Consider the following 22081-nt stretch of genomic DNA (forward strand, 5'->3'; position numbering starts at 1 on the left):
GGCGTGCTTCGCTCGATATGCCGTTTTTTCATATGCACATGTACGGTGCATTCAACGCGTGCGCGAATCTGGTGCATCACATCGAAGGCCATCGATCCGATGCGATTCGCGCGGAACAGGCCGTACGACACGCATCCCGCGCCCACCTTGGCTCGCCACCCCATTCATTAGTCAAATCGTATGGGTCGGATATAAATATTAATTGGTCGCGATTTCGGGATCGACGCTAAGGTGTGTGGCATTCCCGTCGGCGAACGGATCATCACGTCTCTGAAGAGGAATTACCGTGGTTATCGAAGCCATCGTCACCCGTCTCGACGCAGCATTCGCGCAAATCGAAGCAACACCGGATTCGCATGAATCGCGCCATCAACGCGACGCGATCATCCAGTGGCTCGACCGAGCATCGGAAGAAGGATATCGACTCGGTCTCGTCACGACGCTGCCGGCCGCACGGCTCAGCGACATGTTCGAAGGCCAGTTCGGCCGCGCGAACCTCGACCGCTTCTCGGTCGTCGTCACGGACGCCAATCAGAAGGACTCCGGATCAAACCAGCATCCTTTCGACGTCGCGCTGCAGGCACTCGGCGTGCCGCCCGAACGCGCGGTGGCGATTGCGAGCAGCGAACCGGAGCGCCGCGAAGCCGAGCATTTCGGCCTGTCGCGCTGCGTGAGCATCACCGATACCGTGCGCTCGATCGCATCGGCCGGCCTGCACTGAACGCCGGCACACGGGCCGGCGCTGGGCGGCCTGCCACGATCCGGCGGCAATCCGACGATTGCCCGACCGAACCCTGACATTCTGCTGTCAAAGTCGCTTGCAACACTTCCGGGCTTGACCGATCTCTCCCGGAGACGGGACGACGCAAACCTGCATCGTCCCGCCCGTTGCACGCCACTATGACACGCCCGATCCGCACCGCCACCGCCCTCGTCGTTTCCTGCCTGCTGCTCGCCGCTTGCGGCGGCGACGACTCGCCACCGCCCGCGGCTTCTGCCGACAACAGCGGCTCGACGCCCGCACCGCAGCCGCAGCCGCAGCCCAAGCCGACACCCGCGACCTACTACCAGACGAAGACGCCGTACCGCCCGCAGCAGGATGCCGCGACGTACGAAGCGCCGCCCGCCGGCTACGCGCCCGTCTATACGGAACTCGTCGCGCGCCACGGCTCGCGCGGGCTGTCGGGCTTCAAGTACGACGGCGCGATCTACGCGATGCTGGTCAAGGCCGAGGCCGACGGCGCACTGACCGCGCTCGGCGCGCAGCTGAAGGCCGACACGTACGCGATGATGAAAGCCAATGCGCTGCTCGGCTATGGCGTGGCGGGCATCTCGACGCCCGGGTACGGCAACCTCACGCAAACCGGCATCCGCGAACACCAGCAGCTCGCCGCACGTCTCGCGCAGCGGCTGCCCGCCTTGTTCGCGGCCGGCAATCGGCAGGTCGTCGTCGTCAACTCGGGCCAGGATCGCGCGGTCGACAGCTCGACGTATTTCTCCGCGTCGCTCGTGGCCGCGCAGCCGGCGCTGGCCACGGCGATCACGCTGCCCGCCGCACCGTCCGGCTATCCCGCGAACGCGCCGGTCGCGCAGCCGGCCGGCACCAACCGCTTCCTGCTGTATTTCCACTCGCTGAAGCCAGCCACCGATCTCGTGACCGATACGGGCAATCCGTACTACGCGACCTACCAGGCGAGCCAGGCATACCAGGCCTATGCGAGCGACGCGACGGCGGCCGCGAAACTCAACGCGATCAAGGCCGCGCCGCAGGCGGCCGACGTCGCGCAGACGGTGCTGTCCGCGCTCGTGTCGCAGGCATTCATCGCGAAGCTCGGCACCAACGGCTACACGTTCGCGAACACGGGCACCTATGCGTTCACGTCGGCGGACGGCAAGTTCACCAACACGCTGAAGGGCGACGGCAAGACGAAGATCGCGACGGCCGTCGATGCGGTGAACGTGCTGTACAACCTGCTGCAGGTCGCGCCGGCGATGACGGCGGAAACCGGCGGCGTCACGATGGAGAAGTACATCGGCGCCGAGCAGGCGCAGTATCTCGCGTATCTGCAGGATGCCGAGGACTACTACCAGAAAGGGCCCGGCATCCAGGAAGCGAACCCCGTCACGTACCGGATGGCGAAGGTGCTGCAGGACGATTTCTTCGGCGAAGTCGACGCGATCGCGCGCGGCGACCTGACCCGCGCCGCGAAGCTGCGCTTCACGCACGCGGAGATCGTGATTCCGTTCGCGTCGATCATGAACCTGAAGAACGTGTTCGTGCCGACGCCGCAGGCGCAGACCTACACGTATGCGAACAACCCGTGGCGCGGCGATCAGGTGTCGCCGATGGCCGCGAACATGCAGTGGGATGTCTATCGCAACGGCTCGCGCCTCATCGTGAAGATGCTGTACAACGAGCGCGAAACGGAATTCCAGGCCGCGTGCGACGGTGCGAAGATCACGCCGGGCAGCCACTTCTATGACTACGCTGGGTTGAAGCAGTGTTACGGGTATCAATGAGGTGAGGTGACACGGGCAGTGGGTTACGCAACCTGCTCGCCCTGCCGCCCGCCGGCCATTTCCGGCTCGACCAGCATCACCTCGATCCGCTCCTTGCCCTTCCCGGTATTCCTGCGCTTGAGCGTCAGCATGCCGATCTCGCCGGTCGACGCCGGATGCGTGCCGCCGCACGCCATCGTCGCGAAGCCATCAACCGTCCAGAACCTGCGTTGCGCGTCGACATCGCTGAAGTCGGTCACGATGCGCAGGTCGCGCTTCGACAGATCGGCCGCGGCCGATTCGATCTCGGGAAACAGCGGCGCCACGCTCGTGTCGCTCGCGAAGTCGATGCGCGCCTTGTCCTGCCCGATATGCGCACCGATACGCTCGATACCGGGCCTGAGCCGATAGACCAGCTGCAGCACCATTTCTGCCGCGAAATGCAGACGCATCAGCCGGTACCGCCGTGCCCAGTCGATGTGCCAGGTCACGCGATCGCCGACGCTCAGCGAATGATCGTGCGGCAGCGTATAGACGATGTCGAGGCCCTGCTTGTCGGCCCGGATGACCGGATAGCCGCCCAGTGACCCCGCGTCGCTTTCCTGCCCGCCCGAAAACGCAAAGAAGATGGTTTCGTCCACCTGCACGCGGTCGCCGTCGACGTGGCTGACGACGGTATCCAGCGTCGTCCGGTAGGGATCGTCCCAGAATACTTTCTTCGTCATTGCCTGCCGTGCCTTTCGCCGAGGAAAACACGCAGGTTAGCCGGATCGCGTCCCCGTGGCTTGTACGATCTTGCGCCCGTGCGCCGGCGCCCCCTCGTCAGGCATGGCACGCGATGCTGCCGCGGCTTCCTCCTCGCCCTTGCGCTCGACACTCCACGTATGAATCGGCTGATGCCCCGGCCGCTCCCATTCCGGCGGCATCCACAGGTGTTTCAGCCGTTGCACGACGGGACCGGGTGCGAACACGTCGCGCCACATGTCGACGAATTCATGCAGGTTCAGCACCAGGAAGTTGTACGAACGAATCTGCTGCGTGATCCCGTAGTCGACCGGCTCCGTCTCCTCGACATACGTGCCGAACAGGCGATCGAAGATGATCAGCACGCCGCCGTAGTTCCTGTCGATGTAACGCGGATTGCGGCCGTGATGCGCGCGATGGTTCGACGGCGTGTCGAACACGTACTCGAACCAGCGCGGCAACCGTCCGATCGCCTCGGTATGCACGAAGTACTGGTATGCGAGATCGACCGCGAGCAGGAACAACACGACCGCGGGCGGAATGCCGAGCCACACCGGCGGCAGGTAGAACACGAACACGCCGACGAACGCGTTCAGCAGCGACTGCCGCATCGCCGTCGTGAAGTTCATCACTTCGCCGCTGTGATGCGGCACGTGCGCGGCCCAGAACCAGCGCACGCGGTGCGACGTGCGATGAAACCAGTAGTAGCAGAATTCCACGACGACGAAGATCGGCACGATCGTGAGGCCGTTCACCGGCACGTCTAACAGGCGGTGCCGGTACACCCACGCGAAGATCGCGCCCGTGAACAGCAGCCCCATCACGGTCTCGGCCACCTGATAACCCGCGCCGAGCGACAGGTTCGCGACGATCTCCTTCCAGCGAAACGGCTCGCGGCGGCCGCGCCCGGTCATCACCGCGTATTCGATCGCGAACGCGATCAGGAAGACCGGCGTCATGCCGATCAGCAGCACCTGCTTCCAGTCCACGTCGTTACCCAGGAACGCATGGAGCCACGTCATCAACTCGGTCGGCATGTTCGCGGCCTCGATCAAGAACTGACCGGCAGTATGGTCGCGCACGGGTCGACCCGCGTTGACACTTGCCGACGATTACTTGACACTTTCCGCCATGCCCGCCGCCTCCTCGCTATCGACGCAGCGCGTCTACTACTCGAGCACCTACGTGCGGCTGCTGTTCGACTATCTGTCCGAGCAGGGCAAGGATGCCGCACGTGTACTCGGCGAGGCGCGGCCACCCGAGGACGATCGCGGGCTCACGCTGTACGCGAGCGCGCACTGGCGGCGCCTGCTCGAATGCGCGGTGCGCGCGCTCGACGATCCGCTGCTCGGCCTGCATGTCGGCCAGCGCATCACGCCTGCACACCTCGGTGCGCTTGGCTATGCGTTGCATGCCTGTCGCGATGCCGGCGCCGCACTCGCACGCTGGCAGCAATACGAACACCTGATCGCGAACGTCGCGCGCATGGAAGTACGGGTCGAGGCGACATCGGTCGCGATCGAATGGCACGACGCGCCCGAGCCGCTCGGCCCGCTCGTCGACGAAGTGGCGCTCACGGCCATCGTCCAGTTCGCGCGCAATATCACCGGCACGCGTCACGGGCCCGACGAGGTCTGCTTCGTGCATCCGTCACCCGCCGACGAACAGCCGTACGTCGACTATTTCGGCTGCGCAGTGCGGTTCGGCCAGCCGGTGAACCGCCTCGCGTTCCCGTTGCACCTGCTCACGCAACCGCTGCGCCAACCGGATGATGCGCTGCTGCAGATGATGGAACGCCAGGCCAGCGCGCTGCTTGCCGAACTGCGGCAGACGGACGATCTCGAACAGTCGGTGCGCGAAGCCGTTGCGCGCCTGCTGACGCAGGGCGAAGCGAGCATCGAACAGATTGCCGCGGACCTGCATGTCTCGTCGCGCACGCTGCATCGTCGGCTTGCCGAACTCGGGCTCAACTTCCGGATACTGCGCGAGGACACGCGGCGGCGGCTCGCGATCGACCACCTGAACGATCCGCGGCTGACACTCGCGGAAGTCGCCTGGCTGCTCGGCTATTCGGAGCACAGCGCATTTACGCGCGCCTTTCGGCGCTGGACCGGCGAATCGCCACAGCAGTGGCGCAGCCGGCAACCTGCGCGGGCCGCGAACGTCGCGCGCGGCTGAGCGCGGCGCGCATGCGTGCCGTCGACGAACTCGCGTCCGCTCGCGCGGTCGAACGAGCATCGCCGGAGAATCCCATGAAACGCATCGCGATTGCCGCTGTCCTGACCCTGCTGACCGCCGTCAGCTTGCCGGCCGCCGCCGGTGCACCATCCGGCAGCGCCGAACCGGCTCCCGTTCAAGCGCACGCAAAAAACTGCGTGCCGTCCCGCGATGCCACACACGACACCCGCTCGCCATCGAAGGCGCCGCCGATCCGCGTATGCGTCAGCGATTCCAATACGCAGCTGAACCTGCCGTGGTTCCTGACCGATGTGCTCACCGCAGTGGACACGCACCAATCGGGCGGTGACCTGCTGCGCAAGATGCGCAACGATTTCTGAATCGCGGCCCGCGCGACGCGCCGGCACCGTATCGTTCACTCACCTTCAGACGCCTGCAGCACCTGCACGAACGTGCCGACCATGCCGGCCCACATCGCAGGGTCCGCAATGCTGCGCAGCAGCACGAGCAATTCCTTTCGTTCACCTTTCGAAAGCGGCCCATGTGCGCCACTGATGGTGTTGTAGCGCGGCGTCCCGCGTGAAGCGAGCGCGCGGTCGAGCGCGTAATTGCGGGCCTGCCCGTTCACGTCGATCCGGATCCACAGCGAACCGCCGTCGGCTGCGGCTGCACCATCGGTCACGATGACCGTGGGCACGGTATTTTCTGCCATCCCGAAGCTCCGGCGAGACGCGCGACCGACTCGCGCGGCGACCGATCACCGGCCGCCGGCAGGTCGACGAAGACAGCATCCCGAAAGAATGTTTCCTGTCGAGACACAATGACAAAATTACACCAATAGTTGAATAACAATATTTCGTAATCTCTCTTCACATCTTATACTTGCCGCGCACCATCCTCGTGCCAAGAGACGGTGTTTTTCGTCCCGGCCGCAAGACCATGCGGCCGGGGTTTTTTTCGGTGTGCTACGTCAATATACATGCGCCCTATGCACATGTTTATAGAGGCAAGCCTCCGAAATAAATGGCCGATTGCAACGGGGCTGCCGCATATACCCGTCGCGACCGTAGAATCGATCGCATCGCCGCGATACCGGCGCGCACAACGCATCGCCCGCCCCCTGGGATGACGCGTGCGCGCCGTTCGTGTGCCGACCGGTTCGACTTGCCTCTCTCTGCAAACAACACCAAAGGCGACCGCGGGAATGTCGGCGTTCACGCCAGGCTCGAAGGCAGTTTTCCAGCACAGCGGTGCGTGGCCGCGAATCGTCTTTTTCGTCGCCGTAATCGTTTGCGTGCTCGTGCCGGCATGCGCGCTCGTGCTTGCCGACCGCTACGCGCGCGACACCGTCACCGAGCATGAACACGTGGTCGCGACCGATATCGCGGCCTCGGTGGACCGCATCCTCGACGGTGCGCGCCTGCGGCATGTGGACGAACTGACGGCACTCGTCGGGCGGCCGTGCGCAACGGTCTTCCGGACGCTCGCCGAGATCGGCACACGGCTGCGCTACCTGCGTGCGGTCGCGCTGGTGCACGACGGCCGCGTCATGTGCTCATCGGCGCTGGGGGCGATCGACTTGCCGCTCGGCGCGTACACCCACGAGCCGGAACCGGGATCGACGCTCGTCACGCTGCTGCGCCAGACGCCGTTCCAGCAGGGCATTCCGGTACTGCCCGTGTTCTATGCCACCGCGCCCGGCGCGGGTGTGCTCTACCTGATCGAAGGCGACTACGTGGCCGACGCGCTCGCACACGGCGCCCGCTACGGGACCGAAACCGCGACGCTGTCGATCGCCGGTTCGGGCCATCTCGATCAGTACGGGAAGTTTTCACCGGAGTCGGCCACGGAACCCACCGGCGGAAGCACGATCGTGTCGCCCCGCTGGCCGTTCACGGTGCGGGTGGCCGCCTCCGCGCACTATGCGTCGCAGATCCGGCAGCACTATCGGCTGATCGGCATCACGATCGTGCTGCTGGCGGACGGCCTCGTGATGGCGGCCTACCTGCTGGCGATGGCACCGCGCCGGCTGCTGCTGAAGGCCGTGCGCAACGCGCTCAGGCGCGACGAGCTCCATGTCGTGTACCAGCCGATCGTCGATGTCGAGACGCGCAGGACCGTCGGCGTCGAGGCGCTGCTGCGCTGGCAGCATCCCAAGTGGGGGGCCATCAGCCCGGCCGTGTTCATCCCGCAGGTTGAGTCGAGTGCGGTATTGCCGAAAGTGACCGAATTCGTGCTGCGGACAGCCGTGTCGGAACTGTCCGCGCTGACGCCATCCGTGCCGCTGCGCATCGCCATCAACATCGCGCCGAAGGATCTCGAGCGCACGCGGTTCGTGTCCGTCGTCGAGGAAGCGATCCGCGCGCTGCCGCCGGGCTTTACGCTGGTGCTCGAAGTGACCGAGCGCATCCTGCTCGAGAAGAACGCGCGGACCACCGCGATCTTCCATGCGCTGCGCGCAAAAGGCGCGAAGTTCGCGATCGACGATTTCGGCACGCATCACAGCAATCTCGACTTGCTGTCGCGCTTTCCGTTCGACTACGTGAAGATCGATCGCCAGTTCGTGTCGCAACTGAACGGCGGAAATGCCGGGTTGATCGAAGGGATCGCGTCCGTCGCGCATCACTACGACCTGAAGATCATCGCGGAAGGTGTGGAGACCGAAGTGCAGCATCGCGCGCTGCATACGGTCGGGATTCAGTATGCGCAGGGCTATCTGTATCAGCGGCCGCAGCGGGTGGAGCATTTGAAGCAGGATGTTGCGTGGGTGTAGGCGTAGCGGGCGGTGTCGCCGGCGCATCCGCGCCGACGGCTACCGTGCGCCGTACTGACCGTCTTTTTTCGTTTGTCGGCGTTTTCGTGCATGCTGTCGCGCAATCACGAATCCGGACATTGATGCGCATCCGTCGCGCAGCACTTCAGTCGAACGTACGCACTACCGCGGATGCCTTGGTAGCGATCAGCCAGCTTCCCTCGATCTTATGCATGACGAAGTGATCGTTGAACAGCTTGTTTCCGATCCGAACCCGCACCGTAGCCGTTGAAAGGCCGTCCGAGACATGCGCCATCGAAAGGATCGCCTCATCCCTGGGCGCGCCGGTCGATCGGGGACTCTGCCTGCCGTTGATCAACGCCGCATACTCCTGCGACGACAGGGTGCGCAACTGGCCTTCATCCACCCACTGAATCAGGCAGCTCGGGTGAAAGATCGTGTCGAAGTCACGACTCTTCGGCTCATAAGCCAAATTGAAATAATCGTCGATCAAAGCGGTGACGGCTTGGGTCTGGGTCATGGCTGGCTTTCCTCGATAGTGAACGGCTCGTATAGTGAGCGATCCTCCCCGCCCTCGGCTACGGCGACCCGGTTATCGCTGCCATTACAGGAACACATGGATCATGGAAGACCTCGATGGAGGGCTCGTCAGCGGCTTGCTCGTTCTGGCAGCCATCGCCGAATCCGGGAGCTTCGGCCGTGCGGCATCGCGTCTGGGCAAGACCCAGCCGGCAGTCAGTCGCGCTATCCAGCGACTGGAGGACCGCCTGCGCGCGAAGCTCGTGCATCGCACCAGCCGGCACGTCGAAGTGACGGACGCCGGCCATGCGCTGCTGTCCAAGGTGCTGCCGTTACTCCAGGGGATTGAAGAGGCGACCGCCGGCGCCTCTCACCAGACCTCGATCGTCAACGGAACGCTCCGTGTGGCGTGCGATGCCGTGTTCGCCCGCCTGGTGCTCGCGCCGGAGCTGGCCCAGTTCATGAAGGACCACCCTGCGCTACACGTGAAGCTGGAGACCCGGAACGACCTCCCGGACCTGATCAGCGATGGATTCGATCTCGCCATCCGATTCGGACCACCAACCGTTTCAACCCTGATCTGTCGCAGGCTGTACAGTCCGCGGGTCCTGACCGTGGCCTCGCCGTCGTACCTGGAACAACGCGGCCGGCCAAGGTCGCCGCAGGATCTGGTCGACGATGGCCATGAATGCATCCTGGCCATCGATCCGGCGACCGGCAGGCCCTTCGATTGGGAGTTCTGGCGTGACAGCGAGAAAGTGAAGGTGGCCGTCAACGGGAAGCTGATGGTCACGGATGCGGGAACCAAGATCGGTGCCTGCCTTGCAGGCTACGGGATCGCGCAGATAATCGACCTCGGGATCGACACCCACCTGCGGGCGGGCACGCTGGAGCCTGTGCTGACGGACTGGTGCGACGAGACGTTCCCGCTTTACGTCTACTATCCGAGCCGGAATCACGTGCCGGCCAAGGTAAGAGCGTTCATCGACTTTGTCGTCGGCATGATGCCGGGACTGCAGTCGAAGGGCGATGACGCTGGCGCTGGCCGGCAGCCGTCACCAGCCGCGCCCGAAACGCTGCGTCGCGTGTCATCTGCCTGATTCGCTCTTTACATCGTGTCGTTTCAGGTTTGCCGGTTCGCGATTGGCACGGTGTCGATCAATGTTTTCGTATTCCCGTCCCGCTTGGGCAGGAGCGCGGGTGGCAACAGGAGAACCTTGCCCGGCCTGACGCCTTCGTGAACCATCACCAATGCGCGACGCTTTGCCTCCGCCGTTTGAGGCCGCTCATGGGCAAAGCCCGGTTCTTCCGCCGCATCGCCGTCACCTTGCGCAAGAGCGCATTCGAGCATCGAGGTAGCGAAGATGCAGGCGGAACCATCCGCTTGCGGCTTTCATGCCGACGGCATGCCTCCAGACGTTTCAACAGTCTCGCGGCGAGCGGCGGCATAGAACACACGGAACCACACCCAGTAAGCCACACCGGTTACGGCAAGAACAACGACCGGCATCATGCCGGACATCAAACTGGCTATCCCGAGCACGTCGCCCAGCATGCGCAGCACTCCGTACGCCAGCAGCAGGACGGAAACCATCGACGCGAGCGACGCCGCCAGCAAACGCCGGACGTGCAGTCGGCCGAGATCACGCGGCAGGCCGAACACCGCTCCTGCGAAGACGACCGCGGCGGGAACGACAATACCGCCGACGAAGTTCAGCATCACGAGCTTGAGGTTATCGTCAAAGTGGTCGAGCAACATCACCACGGCTTGCGGCATGAAGATCAGCAACACGCTGGCAAACAGCCAGGCCGCGAGACCCGCAATGCGCCACCGGGCATGGCCACGCGGTACCCCGTGCAACGCCTCGCTGCGGAACAGGTGCGTGACGAACCGCCACGCAAGCCAGGCCACGAGCGCATAGAGGGCGGCAGTCAGCGGGGCGAGGAGCGTCACGATGTGCGTGAGGCTGAGGGCACCGCCGCTCAACATTCTCACCAGCGCCTGGAATACCAGTACCTGTGCGGCCTGCCAAACCAGCAGGCATAACCCATAGGCCGCCAGCGGCAACACCGGGCGCCGGAACGCAAGCTGATCCCGCTTCTCTCCGTGCCATCGAACAATCAGGAACACCAGGCCGGTTCGAAACACCACGCTCCCGAGGAAACTGGACAGTTGCACGGCCAGCATGCTCACGGACGGCGAAGACTTCGTCGTCCATACGTAGAGGCCGATCAGAAACGGCACCATGTTGATGACCGCCGCGATGAGCGCGGCGGTACCGGGTAGCGAGATTTGCCGGGGTTGTGAGGTCATGGGGTGTCCGGGGTGAATGAAATATCGGGCCATGCGGTAGCATGCTTGCGGCTGTCCGGCTCACCAGATCAACACGCATCTACGCAAATGCCACTTTAGACAGTGACGCAACGAAACCTGGCACGGATATCTCTTCGTCTATCGGAGCTATCGCCAAAACCGGGCCTGTCAGCAAACTTATTGTTCAGCGATTATTAACGTAGCCAATTAGCGGTATGACACCTCACCTGAATTGACAGGCTAGAGGACCGACGTAGCACGCTGCGCCACACCGAAATGGTGTATCCCGTTCCGGCGACTCGAGAATGAATTCGAATCGATTCCAGCGCACTGGCTGGAATCGCGAATACGGTTGACCTGCTCAAGGCATCGACAACGTCGCATTCCGGCTTACCAGTGTGCAACCACAGGTTACGCGATGCCCATGCAAAGCGACCGGGCTACCGCTGATCATGCCCGTTCCATCACCTTCCGAAATGGTTTGCGTACCGTGCTCGCTGCACTCGACAGTGTCACCCTTGCGAGAGATCGGCTTGCCGTCCACGATGTCGGTGTTTGAACCCGTAACAACGGTGCCGCCGTGAGGTGCGAGCGTGTCACCAACCACAATGACCTGACGAACCATCAATTTCTCCGAGTCGGGTACAGGGCTACGTACTATATTTACAGGCTGATTGCATAGACGCCCGCCACCCCGGCATCTGCATTCGGACTACCCAGATACGTCCATTGCACATCCCTCGCGGCGACTTCAATGAAGCGATTCCCGGCAAGGGGAAATGCCTGCCCCTTCTCGACGAATGCCTGTTGGTCCCAGCGGTTGTACAACACCGCCATCGGGTGGTCGACTGCAACGCGGCCTTCCCATATTCCGGTTTTAGGACAATCACGAGTTCCATTGCATTGCTGTGTTGCCGACGACGGCGGGATCTCGCGCAGCAGCCCCGCGCCAATCAGGTTCGCCAGAAAATCTGCGCGCTGCGGCGGGAGGCGGTATGCCTCACCGAGGTAATACCATTGCACGCGATCCGGCGACAGCCAGTCGTGAGAAGGCGCTTCGAACCGCTCACCTGCTTCGTAGCGTTCGGGAAGCCCTGAGCGGGCAACCAACCGTGCGTCCGGTTGCGTCGACGAGCCATACAGCGCCAGCCAGTAGCCGGCCTTGGGAACAGATTGGTTACCGGTCACTGCCAGTGTGCTGCTATCGACTGCAGCAACCGCGTGCCCATCGGGAACGAATGAGCGCCCTTCCCCCGCGCTGCTTTTAATCAATGGTGCTGGCGAGCTGACGGGCTTGGCCGCATCGATCAATGTTTTCGCGTTCCCGTCCCACTTGGGAAGTGATGCTGGCGGCAGTGGGAGAATTTTGTCCAGATTTGGCAGCTTCAGGCGACCTTGAGCATGCTCCAGTGCCTCACCCAACCTGAAATAGCGATCAGCGCGTGCTGTATCGATGTGACCTACAAGATTATTGCCACTGGTCAGATCGAATCCGCGAAACTCGGATGCCAGATCTTTGGCACACTTTGCGCATCCCAGCTTGACACCCTCGTGCAGGACCTTAAGTGCCCGAAGCTTTGACTCAGGCGTCGTTCCTTTATACAAGCCCCCCAAATCGTAAGCGGCATCGCCATACCCTTGAGCGAGCGCACATTGGAGCATTTCCATACCAATAGTCGCGTTTCCCCAGAATTCGCCGTCCGGACTGTCGTAGCTGCCGCTCATCTTGAAGCCGAGGAACGTTTGGGCCGAAGGACTGCCCATATCTGCGGCACGTTGAAAGAATGCATAGGCACTGGTCGCATCGCCTCCCTTCACCAACCCGTTCTGGTGATAGGTACCCATCATGTCGAAGGCATCGGGCACGCCCAACCGCATCGCTTTCTCGACCCACCCGATAGCGGCTTCCGGGTCATGCTGGGGCACGCCGGGATAATCGCTCAGGATCAGGGACGCGAGGTTAAGCATCGCTTTCCAGTGCCCACGATCGGCCGCCTGAACGTAGAGCTGATAGATCTTCGGATAGTCGCGTTTCTCGTAGTAGACATCCGGGTTGTCGAGCGCGAGAGCCTGCTGGAACCATAGCTCGGCCTGAGGATCGATTGGCGGTACATGCTGATCCTGATAAACACACGCAAAGCTCTTTCGATGCGGATTGAACAGAGGCAGCTTTTCGTAGCGCGGAAGATCAGACATGGCAGCAGTTGATTTGACGGTCGATGAAGACAATTCCCCGGCCCGCACGCTCAGACTGGACAGGCACAGGATAACGAAAATGAATCGGTAGATAACGGCAATCGGCATCAGGCAATCCCGATCAAACAGTTCTAGGGATGTCGGAAGACGGGGGCGGATCTATCTGAGCGTGCAGTATGGTATTGGCTCGACGATCTTCGAATGGAAGAATGAATCCTTGCATGGGGTTCCCCTTCATCTTGGCAATCAGATTTTCATGCATGCGCTTCTCCCAGTCATCATAGACCACGGGCACCTGGTCCCGATCTCCGCTACCCTGGGTGGCGCCACCCGAGAGCAAAGGAAACACCCGCCCCCGCAGTTTCGATGCCCAATCCAAACCCGTCGCGCCAAAGTTGATTTCGCTGTCCACGGACATGCTGCGCTGGTTCATGTTTGCGCTGCCCAACGTGACGAAAACGTCGTCAATGATCATGAGCTTCGAATGGATATAGATCTCACGGTAGGCCATCTGACCGCCCACCATGCCGCTGGTGCGCAACCGGGCGATACTGACCTTTAAGCCGATCGTTTCCGCAAGCTCTTTCCAGCTTTGCGGATGGAAGGTGTTTTTACCTTCGCGATCCTTATACTGTTGCTTCGTTTTACCCGCTACGACAAGGTCGTGCTGCCCCTTCATGGCATCGCCATGTCCCAGTTCGGCCATCATGTCGTAGGTGCGCGGAATCATCCCCGGGTCCTGCGGGTGCGGCGTCACCACAAACAGATGCAACACCGGCGCGTCCTGTTGCGGTTTGTTCGCCAACTTCTCCCAGGCATCGTGGAAATTCTTGCGTTGCAACTTCAGATAGCGTGCGAATTCCGGATAGAAGAAATACTGGTTCTCCATGTAAATGTAGTTGCGCGCGAAACTGCTTGCCTGATAGTAAAGACTCTTGATTGTTTTCTCATGCTCGTGCGGTTGCGTCCGTACGATTTGCACCCTGTATGCAGGATCATCCGGCAGACTGGTGATGCCGGCCGGAAGCGCTTTCAGTTCCGTCGTCTGCCAAGCTGGAGGAGCAAACACGTTCCAGCCGCGCTCGAAATTCTGATGCAGTCGCTTCAGTGCCTTCCCGACTATCCGAGTGGCATAGTCCTGGTATGGATTCACCTGCTTGTAGGGTGCGGTGCTCAGGGGGCCGGTCGGGTCCTGTGTCTCCTGCTCGTGCTTGTGCTCGTCGTTGACATACGATGGAACCCATGCCTCCCTGAGCGGATCGTCGATTTCGTGTGCCGTCCTGTCCCAGTAGTCCGTGACTGAATTCAACCCCATCACGTAACCGACTGCATTCTTTCCTTCGTAGGGTTGAGCATAATCAATCAGGATAGGCTTCTGATGGTGGGTCGCGTAGTCCTCAAGGAGGTTCTTTTCATCCACATAGCCCCAGTCACCCTTATCACTGTGAGTGCTGGGCTCGTCCTCCTCCTTCAGCGGAGCCGTCATCAACGATATGACGTCCTTGCTTGAAATACTGCGCAGAACAATCCGTAGCCGCTGATTCTGCGTCAGGATGCCGCTACGCTTGCTTTCACCATCGGGCAAGTTGCGTTTCCACCAGTCAATGCACCATTGAGTCCGCTTCGCATTCGCGTAAGGCGCCTCCTGCTGCACGGTCTTCTGAATCGGACTGGTCCAGCCCGAGACAGGGACATCCGTGAATCCCGGCATGCTGTTCTGCTTGCGCGAGCCTCTGGGATCGAACCAAATCAGCAACCGCACCGTGACAGGATTGTCTTTCCGCTGAGTGATCTCCTCCAACAGTGCCCCGTACACAATCCCGCGCGGCCAGAGACCGTCGGCAGGCGTGGGGGAATAGGGCTTTCCGTCAACCTTCGGGACGCCAATGCCCTTCGGGGACTCGGCACCACGCCAGATCTCCATTCCAGGATCGAACCCCCAGCAGCAAATGTCGACCGTTCCCTGCGCACCCATCAGGTCTGTCGCTATCGACCTGAACCCCTCCTCACCACAGACGAAGAACTTCAGATCGTTGCCCAAGGTCGGCTTGACATCTTCGTCGACATTTTTTTCAAGCAGCCACTGAACAGTACCCTGCGCTGCACGGCCCGCTTCATCGACAGCGACGTCTACCGCGTTATGGGATTCGAGAGGAAGCTGTGCCACGTTCTTTTCCTTGTTGTTTGATGTGCGTCGATATCGAGATCACGCCAAGCGTTCGCCGCGATTGCTTCGCTGGTCCGCATGATCGGGGTCGCCCTGCAACGCATCCTTCACTCGCAGATCGAACTGCCCGCCATTGGCAAGCTTGACCTGATAGGCGGGTGTACCGGGCTGGTGGTCCTTCACGATCACTCGGCCAAATTCATCCGTGACACCTTCATCAATCTTTGCGCCACCTTTGTACAACTCGTACGGCTCGCTCACATACTGATGTGCCTCACCCGGCAACGCACCCAATGCGAAGTGAAGCTGCTCCTTCTCCGGCGGTAACGCGGGTATGTTCGGTGTGCTCACGCTGTCCGGCCCGACAAATGCCCGGTTTGCAGAATGCACTTCGAAACCACCGGAGGTTCCGTGCTTGATCTGCCCGGACGTCCACCGCGTATAGCTACCGCCGCCGTTGATCTCGACCTCCTGCTGCGCACTGATGGTGATCTTGCTGGCGGTCACCGTCACATTCAGCTTCGCAAGCAGATTGATACTGTCCTTCAGCGTCTTCACATCGATATCGCCAGCAGCCGCAACAAGCCGCATGCCTGCTTCGGCTACGAACAAGCGCAACGCCTTTCGCGCACTGGCGAAAAAGCCGCCGCCCGTGCTCAGCGAAACGTGCTCGCCAGTCGTAACCGCTGTTGTTTTCCCGCTGCTGAGATGGATGTTTTCCGGCGTACTGGCAACAACACCCGCGGGGCTACCCAGTACAAGATGAGGCTTCTCGAATTGTTTGAGCGCACCGCCACCCTGGACGTCTTTGGCCTGTATCTTCAGGGAATTGGCAACGGACTTTTGCTCACCGTCTTGCGCTCCCGCCGACTGTGCCGACTGCGCGAGGCTAACCGCCGTATCCTGGGCGTTCGCCAGTTGAAGATTCACCTCATCGACACTGAGCGCGTCGCCGGTTGCGCCTGAGCGTGGATGGCTCGATAACAGCAAGCCACGCGCACCGCGCACTGCAGCATGACCGTCCGTCCGTAATTCCGCGCCTTCACCACGCTTCTCGCCGCGCCCGGCCGGTTCGCTCACCCGTGTCAGATAGCCCAGATGCAAGCCGGACTCGAGGTGATCGCTCCGAATCTGGGTTTGCACTTGTCCCGCTGTGTCGTCCTTCAGCCAGACGTTATTCTGCGCACCACCGATCTCCTTGCTGACGAAACCCGACAGTGCATGTTGATCGGGCAGATTCCACTGCGGCCGATTCGTTCCGTTCCCCACACGCGCCGTGATCACCGGCCTGTCAGGGTCACCGTCGAAAAACGGTACGACGACCTCGTCGCCGATTCTCGGTAACTGGATACCGCCGAATTGTGCGCTGGACCACGGCTGCGCAACTCGCACCCAGCAGGAACTGCGCTCGTCACGTTGTCCGATCCGGTCCCAGTGAAACTGCACCTTCACTCGCCCCAGTTCATCCGTATAAATCTCCTGACCTTGCGGACCAACCACCGTCGCCGTCTGCATCTGCATGACCGGTTTGTGGTGTTCGAACGGGCTGCGATACGGAACGGACTTTCTTTGCGCCTCGATCTCGACAAGAAAGAAGCCTTTGGCGCCATCATCGTGCACGACGATCGATGCGTTTCCGCCGTGCTGGCTCTCCATTGCCTCAGCCAGCCGACTCTGCAGACCATGAGGAAATTTCGCGTGATGGCTCGAGCCCGGGAGGTTGTTCTCGATCAACCACACCGTTTCGATGATCACAAATTCACGCCGCTCGGCCGAATCTCGATCATGCTCCGGATGTCCGGCAAGTTCGAACCCTCTTCCCGCATCGGCCGCGCGGAGGCCACCCGTACCGTAGAACCGCTTGGCACTCGACTCCCACTCCTCCATGCGCACTTTCGTGAGGTGATCACCCCGATCCTGCTTCAAATAGGTATAAGGACCGGTGTACTCATACATCTCCAGCTGTTCGGGCAATTCGGGCAACACCGTCGGTACATTCGTGCCCTTTGGATTTCCGAGGGAGGCTGGATTTTTGTAGTCAAAGGTACGCGTCGTCAGTGCGGCGCTATGCAGGTTTCGCACTCCAGACCAGTGAATCAGAGCGTCTGCCTCGCTGTTTGCACCGTCACGCGAGAACTGAACCACCTGAGGAGCAAGCGGCTCACACGTGTCCACGTGATCGGTAACCGTCAGCATGTGCGACTTTCCGTCGGCAGCCTGCGACCAGACGCCGAACAGCCCTTCGGCTTCCATTAGTCGGTGAACGAAGTTCCAGTCATCCTCGTACTGTGTGCAATACGATCGTGGCGGTAGCGGCTTTGATAGTGCGAACTTGAAGCGGCCTTTCGCCTGCGGATGTGCATTAAATACATCGCTGAGAATTTCATCGACCGGCTTATCCTGCCAGATCCGTTGATCTCGACGAAACTTAAGAAAATTCATCCACGATGCGAACCCGATCTGGTAACTGGTCAGCCCACCTTCCGCTCCCAGCCTGCGTATCGAATAGACGTAGCCGTGCCGGGGAAGGTAAGACCTGTCCGCCTGTTGAGTCCACAGGGTAATAGGTTGCCCAATCAGCTTCTTCAGTTTGAGATCGCTGCGCGTCGACAGCACATCGAGCGTGAAGTCATAGTGCCGTCCGATGCGAGACCAGCCTGCCACACGTTGTGGCAGCAGCACATTGGAACCAAGCGGGGTGTCGAGTTTCAGCAGACGGTCTTGTTGAAGTAATCCGCCCTGAAGCGCCCTCACGATATCTTGCGCGTCCATTCCCTTCCCTTTATTACTTTTTGCTTACTTATTGTCATTAATATGACATGGGCTCTCCGGGGCGATTCTAACTTGCACTCAGACAAATGTGGCATTAGCTTGACCAAACTTGACTACAAGATTCCCGTGCAATGGAACGAATGGAATCGTTTTGATATTTTCATGAAAGATAATTGAAAATATATCGTCGTATCACATGCGCCCCGCATGGTTATCAATCGTGGTTTCGGCTCTGCCATGCCGGCGCATGGACGGCCTCACATGGGTGGAGCGAAGCGGCATACACCATCGTCGGCCCGCAAACCTGCGGCACCTGTCGTCGGTTGCCTTGATATTTCCGCCTCCTGCTTCTGCGCCAGCGCATCCTTCCACTCCCGGCTTCCTGCCGTCAGCTATGCGAAATGATCTTCATGGTCCCATGGCGCGGCTGCCCACCGCCCTGCTGCTACGCGCAACCCATTCGCACCTGTATCCCGGCAGCATCGTGACCTTCGACAGCGACGCGCCGCGTTCCGCGAAGCCGCACGCGGCCATGATCGAATTCGCCGACGGATCGGGCGCGGCCGCCACGCTCATCCGCGTCGACGACGACGCGCTCGAACTCTCCGTCGACGCATACGTGACGCAAAAGCGGCACACGGTCACCGCGCGACGCTGGCGGCTCGAGCCGTTCGATACCACGCGCACCGAATGGCGTGTCGCGCAACGGCTCGCCGTTGCCTGATTCCGCGCCGAACAGCAGGCGCTCGCGGAACCCGTACTGGAAGTGAACGCGACGCGCACGATGAATGCGCGCGACCCGACACGTATCAGGTCGCCCGGTTCGTGCGACGACGGTGATGGACGATGCCTGTCAGCAAGCCGGCGGATGATCGGGATCGGAGCGGCATGTGTCTCGATAGGCATCGTCGACAGCGCGCAGAAACGCCTTCCGCCCATTCTCCAGTGCCGTTGCGGTGTGCTCGTCGGGCGAGACGGGCATCACGCGGCCATCGGGTGACATCGAATATCCGAGATCGACGAACGCATCGTCCGGCGCGCGCTTCGATCCGATCCAGTACCCAATCGAAACCGAGCTGGCAACCCCGGTCGCGCCGTTGTAACCCACTTCGAATTGTCCGGCCTTGAAGATGCGCGGCCGCATTTTTTCCGCATAGGCCAGCACGTCGGCGACCGTCGCGCCATCCTTGGTGCGATGCCGCTTGACCGCCTGTATCCAGTTGGCTTCCGTGGCGGCCGGCAGTACCTTCGGTGTCGGGGACGCGAATATCGCGCTCCCGTTTCCAGCCAGGCAGGCCACAGCAACAACGTAACCGGCAACACGTGCGATGCGATCGGTCACGAGTTTCATTAAACGATCCATGATGGGTTCAATCGATTCCGAATCATACGATCACTGGCCAGGATGCCGGGACGGTCTCGCCCACCCCATCCCGGCACACCACCCGCCCAAGCGCTAAAATCCGCCGCCTGAGCATCCACAACGAGCAAGCGTTTTGACGGCGTTCGAGCAGGGTTTCATCCTCACCCGCCACTGGCGGGACACCGCATCCGGTATCGAGATCGAGTTCTGGCTGGCAACCGAACACGGTCCGCGCCGCGTGCGGTTGCGCCCGCAGGAAGCCGTCGCGTTCATTCCGGCCGAACAGCAGGCGCTCGCCGAACGCGCACTCGCCGGCGAGCGCGAGGCCGAGTTGCGCCCGCTCGCGCTGCGCGACTTCCGGCAGCGCCCGGTCGTCGGCCTCTATTGCAAGCGCTACCGCCACCTGTCCGGGCTGCAGAAACGCCTCGCGGCGGCCGGCATCGACGTGTACGAAGCCGACGTCCAGCCGCCCGACCGCTACGCGATGGAACGCTTCATCACGGCCTGCGTGGAATTTCGCGGGCAGCCCGGCCGCGACGGCACGCTGACCGGCGCCGAACTGAAAACCGCGACCGGCTATCGCCCGGCGCTGCGCTGCGTGTCGCTCGACATCGAAACCAGCGTTCACGGCGAGCTGTATTCGATCGCGCTCGAAGGCTGCGGGCAACGGCAGGTCTACATGCTCGGCCCGCCGAACGGGGACGACAGTGACGAAGCGCGCGCCAGCGACTTCCGCCTCGACTACTGCGACAACCGGCCCGCGATGCTCGCGCGGCTCAACGAATGGTTCGACGAACACGATCCCGATGCGGTGATCGGCTGGAACCTCGTGCAGTTCGACCTGCGCATCCTGCATGCGCATTCGGAGCAATACGGCATCCCGTTGAAGCTCGGCCGCGGCGGCGGCGTGCTCGACTGGCGCGCGCACGGCCAGCAGCCCGACCACTTCTTCGCGGGCGCGGCCGGCCGGCTGATCCTCGACGGCATCGACATGCTGAAATCCGCGACGTGGACGTTCCCGTCGTTCAGCCTCGAATACGTGTCGCAGGCGCTGCTCGGCGAAGGCAAGTCGATCGACAATCCGTACCAGCGGATGGACGAGATCCAGCGCCGCTTCGATCACGACAAGCCGGCGCTCGCGCGCTACAACCTGAAGGACTGCGAGCTCGTCACACGCATCTTCGACAAGGCCGACCTGCTTTCCTTCGCGCTCGAACGCGCGAGCGTGACGGGCCTCGCGGCCGATCGCACCGGCGGGTCGGTGGCCGCCTTCACGCACCTGTACCTGCCGCGCATGCACCGGCTCGGCTATGTCGCGCCGAACCTCGGCGACGTGACGGGGCAGAACAGCCCCGGCGGCTTCGTGATGGATTCGCGCCCCGGGCTGTACGACTCGGTGCTCGTGTTCGACTACAAGAGCCTCTATCCGTCGATCATCCGCACGTTCCTGATCGATCCGGTCGGGCTGATCGAAGGGCTCGCGAATCCCGGCGACGACGCATCGGTGCCCGGCTTCCTCGGCGCGCGTTTTTCGCGCACCGCGCACTGCCTGCCCGATATCGTGCGCCGCGTGTGGGAAGGCCGCGACGATGCGAAGCGGCAGCGCAACGCGCCGCTGTCGCAGGCGCTGAAGATCATCATGAACTCGTTCTACGGCGTGCTCGGCTCGACAGGCTGCCGTTTCTTCGACCCGCGCCTCGCGTCGTCGATCACGATGCGTGGGCACGAGATCATGCACCGCACGCGCGAGCTGATCGAAGCGCAGGGTTACGAAGTGATCTATGGAGACACCGATTCGACGTTCGTGTGGCTCGGCCGCGCGCACGACGACGACGAAGCCGGTGCCAAGGGCCGTGCGCTCGTCGAGCACGTGAACCGCTGGTGGCAGGCGCACCTGCGCGACCACTTCGGGCTCGACAGTGCGCTGGAGCTGCAGTACGAGCGGCACTATCGCCGCTTCCTGATGCCGACCGTGCGCGGTGCGGAAGAAGGCAGCAAGAAGCGCTACGCAGGCCTCGCGGCATCGGCCGACGGCGGCGAGGATCTCGTGTTCAAGGGGCTCGAAACGGTGCGCACCGACTGGACGCCGCTCGCGCAGCAGTTCCAGCGCGAGTTGTACCGTCGCGTGTTCAACCGCGAGCCGTACCAGGATTTCATCCGCGACACCGTGCGGCGCACGCTGGCCGGCGAATTCGACGACCAGCTCGTCTACCGCAAGCGCGTGCGCCGGCCGCTGCGCGAGTACGAACGCAACGTGCCGCCGCACGTGCGCGCGGCGCGGATCGCCGACGAGTTCAACCAGGCGCAGGGCCGGCCGCTGCAGTATCAGCGCGGCGGCTGGATCAGCTACGTGATGACGACGGCCGGCCCCGAGCCGCTCGAAACCATGCGCTCGCCGATCGACTACGCGTTCTACCTGAGCCGCCAGCTGCAGCCCGTCGCCGACGCGATCCTGCCGTTCCTGCGCGACGATTTCGAACGCGTGATCTCCGGACAGGGGCAGTTGTTTCAGTAATGGCGGCACCATGTCGGGCACGGGAGAAACGCCGGGCCGGT

General features: G+C 62.1%; 19 protein-coding genes. 8 read left to right on the plus strand and 11 right to left on the minus strand.

Translation table 11 applies throughout. The features are described from left to right. Positions 1-286 precede the first annotated feature (286 nt). Positions 287-721: a hypothetical protein gene (locus tag BCEP18194_RS37620; RefSeq protein ID WP_011356574.1), complete on the plus strand. Its 435-nt coding sequence runs from the start codon at positions 287-289 to the stop codon at positions 719-721. A 179-nt stretch (positions 722-900) separates the two neighbouring features. Continuing rightward, positions 901-2520 (plus strand): histidine-type phosphatase, encoded by a 1620-nt coding sequence (locus BCEP18194_RS37625; RefSeq protein ID WP_011356575.1) that lies wholly within the window; start codon positions 901-903, stop codon positions 2518-2520. Positions 2521-2543: 23 nt separating this feature from the next. Here BCEP18194_RS37625 and BCEP18194_RS37630 read toward each other — a convergent pair whose 3' ends face one another. Together BCEP18194_RS37630 and BCEP18194_RS37635 are read right to left on the minus strand one after the other, a co-directional pair. Then, positions 2544-3224 carry an alanyl-tRNA editing protein gene (locus BCEP18194_RS37630; protein WP_011356576.1) on the minus strand — a complete coding sequence of 227 codons (681 nt, stop codon included), beginning with the start codon at positions 3222-3224 and terminating at the stop codon, positions 2544-2546. 36 nt (positions 3225-3260) lie between these two features. After that, positions 3261-4280 carry a sterol desaturase family protein gene (locus BCEP18194_RS37635; protein ID WP_011356577.1) on the minus strand — a complete coding sequence of 340 codons (1020 nt, stop codon included), beginning with the start codon at positions 4278-4280 and terminating at the stop codon, positions 3261-3263. Between the two features lie 94 nt (positions 4281-4374). Here BCEP18194_RS37635 and BCEP18194_RS37640 point away from each other — a divergent pair, with 94 nt between their 5' ends. Continuing rightward, positions 4375-5421 carry an AraC family transcriptional regulator gene (locus tag BCEP18194_RS37640; RefSeq protein WP_011356578.1) on the plus strand — a complete coding sequence of 349 codons (1047 nt, stop codon included), beginning with the start codon at positions 4375-4377 and terminating at the stop codon, positions 5419-5421. 74 nt (positions 5422-5495) lie between these two features. Further along, a complete protein-coding gene (locus tag BCEP18194_RS37645) occupies positions 5496-5801 on the plus strand; it encodes a hypothetical protein (protein ID WP_011356579.1) in 306 nt (101 codons plus the stop codon). 35 nt (positions 5802-5836) lie between these two features. Here the strand turns inward: BCEP18194_RS37645 and BCEP18194_RS37650 are convergent, their stop codons facing one another. Continuing rightward, positions 5837-6133: a hypothetical protein gene (locus BCEP18194_RS37650; RefSeq protein WP_011356580.1), complete on the minus strand. Its 297-nt coding sequence runs from the start codon at positions 6131-6133 to the stop codon at positions 5837-5839. A 492-nt stretch (positions 6134-6625) separates the two neighbouring features. On the opposite strand from BCEP18194_RS37650, the gene BCEP18194_RS37655 reads away from it, so the two are divergent. Next, positions 6626-8194 (plus strand): EAL domain-containing protein, encoded by a 1569-nt coding sequence (locus tag BCEP18194_RS37655; RefSeq protein WP_011356581.1) that lies wholly within the window; start codon positions 6626-6628, stop codon positions 8192-8194. Between the two features lie 145 nt (positions 8195-8339). Here the strand turns inward: BCEP18194_RS37655 and BCEP18194_RS37660 are convergent, their stop codons facing one another. Further along, entirely contained in the window at positions 8340-8714 is a 375-nt protein-coding gene (locus BCEP18194_RS37660; protein ID WP_011356582.1) for a nuclear transport factor 2 family protein, read from the minus strand. Positions 8715-8817: 103 nt separating this feature from the next. Between BCEP18194_RS37660 and BCEP18194_RS37665 the strand changes: the two genes are divergently transcribed. Then, positions 8818-9813 (plus strand): LysR family transcriptional regulator, encoded by a 996-nt coding sequence (locus tag BCEP18194_RS37665; RefSeq protein WP_011356583.1) that lies wholly within the window; start codon positions 8818-8820, stop codon positions 9811-9813. A 23-nt stretch (positions 9814-9836) separates the two neighbouring features. Here BCEP18194_RS37665 and BCEP18194_RS37670 read toward each other — a convergent pair whose 3' ends face one another. The 6 genes from BCEP18194_RS37670 to BCEP18194_RS37690 all read right to left on the minus strand — a co-directional run bounded on the left by BCEP18194_RS37670 (position 9837) and on the right by BCEP18194_RS37690 (position 18162). After that, the gene (locus BCEP18194_RS37670) at positions 9837-10064 is read right to left on the minus strand and encodes a hypothetical protein (protein ID WP_041493414.1); all 228 of its coding nucleotides are present in this window, start codon (positions 10062-10064) and stop codon (positions 9837-9839) included. Between the two features lie 42 nt (positions 10065-10106). Beyond that, entirely contained in the window at positions 10107-11027 is a 921-nt protein-coding gene (locus BCEP18194_RS37675; protein ID WP_041493415.1) for a hypothetical protein, read from the minus strand. A 361-nt stretch (positions 11028-11388) separates the two neighbouring features. Then, positions 11389-11652, minus strand: coding sequence for a PAAR domain-containing protein (locus BCEP18194_RS40640; protein ID WP_081436701.1), 264 nt, complete (start codon positions 11650-11652; stop codon positions 11389-11391). A 38-nt stretch (positions 11653-11690) separates the two neighbouring features. Further along, positions 11691-13331 (minus strand): SEL1-like repeat protein, encoded by a 1641-nt coding sequence (locus tag BCEP18194_RS37680; RefSeq protein WP_011356586.1) that lies wholly within the window; start codon positions 13329-13331, stop codon positions 11691-11693. Between the two features lie 13 nt (positions 13332-13344). Continuing rightward, positions 13345-15390, minus strand: coding sequence for a phospholipase D-like domain-containing protein (locus BCEP18194_RS37685; protein WP_011356587.1), 2046 nt, complete (start codon positions 15388-15390; stop codon positions 13345-13347). Between the two features lie 39 nt (positions 15391-15429). Then, entirely contained in the window at positions 15430-18162 is a 2733-nt protein-coding gene (locus tag BCEP18194_RS37690) for a type VI secretion system Vgr family protein (RefSeq protein ID WP_011356588.1), read from the minus strand. Between the two features lie 418 nt (positions 18163-18580). Between BCEP18194_RS37690 and BCEP18194_RS37695 the strand changes: the two genes are divergently transcribed. Beyond that, positions 18581-18886, plus strand: a complete 306-nt coding sequence (locus tag BCEP18194_RS37695) for a hypothetical protein (protein ID WP_244273049.1) — start codon at positions 18581-18583, stop codon at positions 18884-18886. Positions 18887-19015: 129 nt separating this feature from the next. On the opposite strand, the gene BCEP18194_RS37700 is transcribed toward BCEP18194_RS37695, so the two are convergent. Beyond that, positions 19016-19513, minus strand: coding sequence for a hypothetical protein (locus tag BCEP18194_RS37700; RefSeq protein ID WP_041493416.1), 498 nt, complete (start codon positions 19511-19513; stop codon positions 19016-19018). Positions 19514-19658: 145 nt separating this feature from the next. On the opposite strand from BCEP18194_RS37700, the gene BCEP18194_RS37705 reads away from it, so the two are divergent. Continuing rightward, positions 19659-22040, plus strand: coding sequence for a DNA polymerase II (locus BCEP18194_RS37705; protein ID WP_011356591.1), 2382 nt, complete (start codon positions 19659-19661; stop codon positions 22038-22040). Positions 22041-22081: the final 41 nt, after the last annotated feature.

The sequence above is a fragment of the Burkholderia lata genome (assembly GCF_000012945.1).
Lineage (GTDB): Bacteria > Pseudomonadota > Gammaproteobacteria > Burkholderiales > Burkholderiaceae > Burkholderia > Burkholderia lata.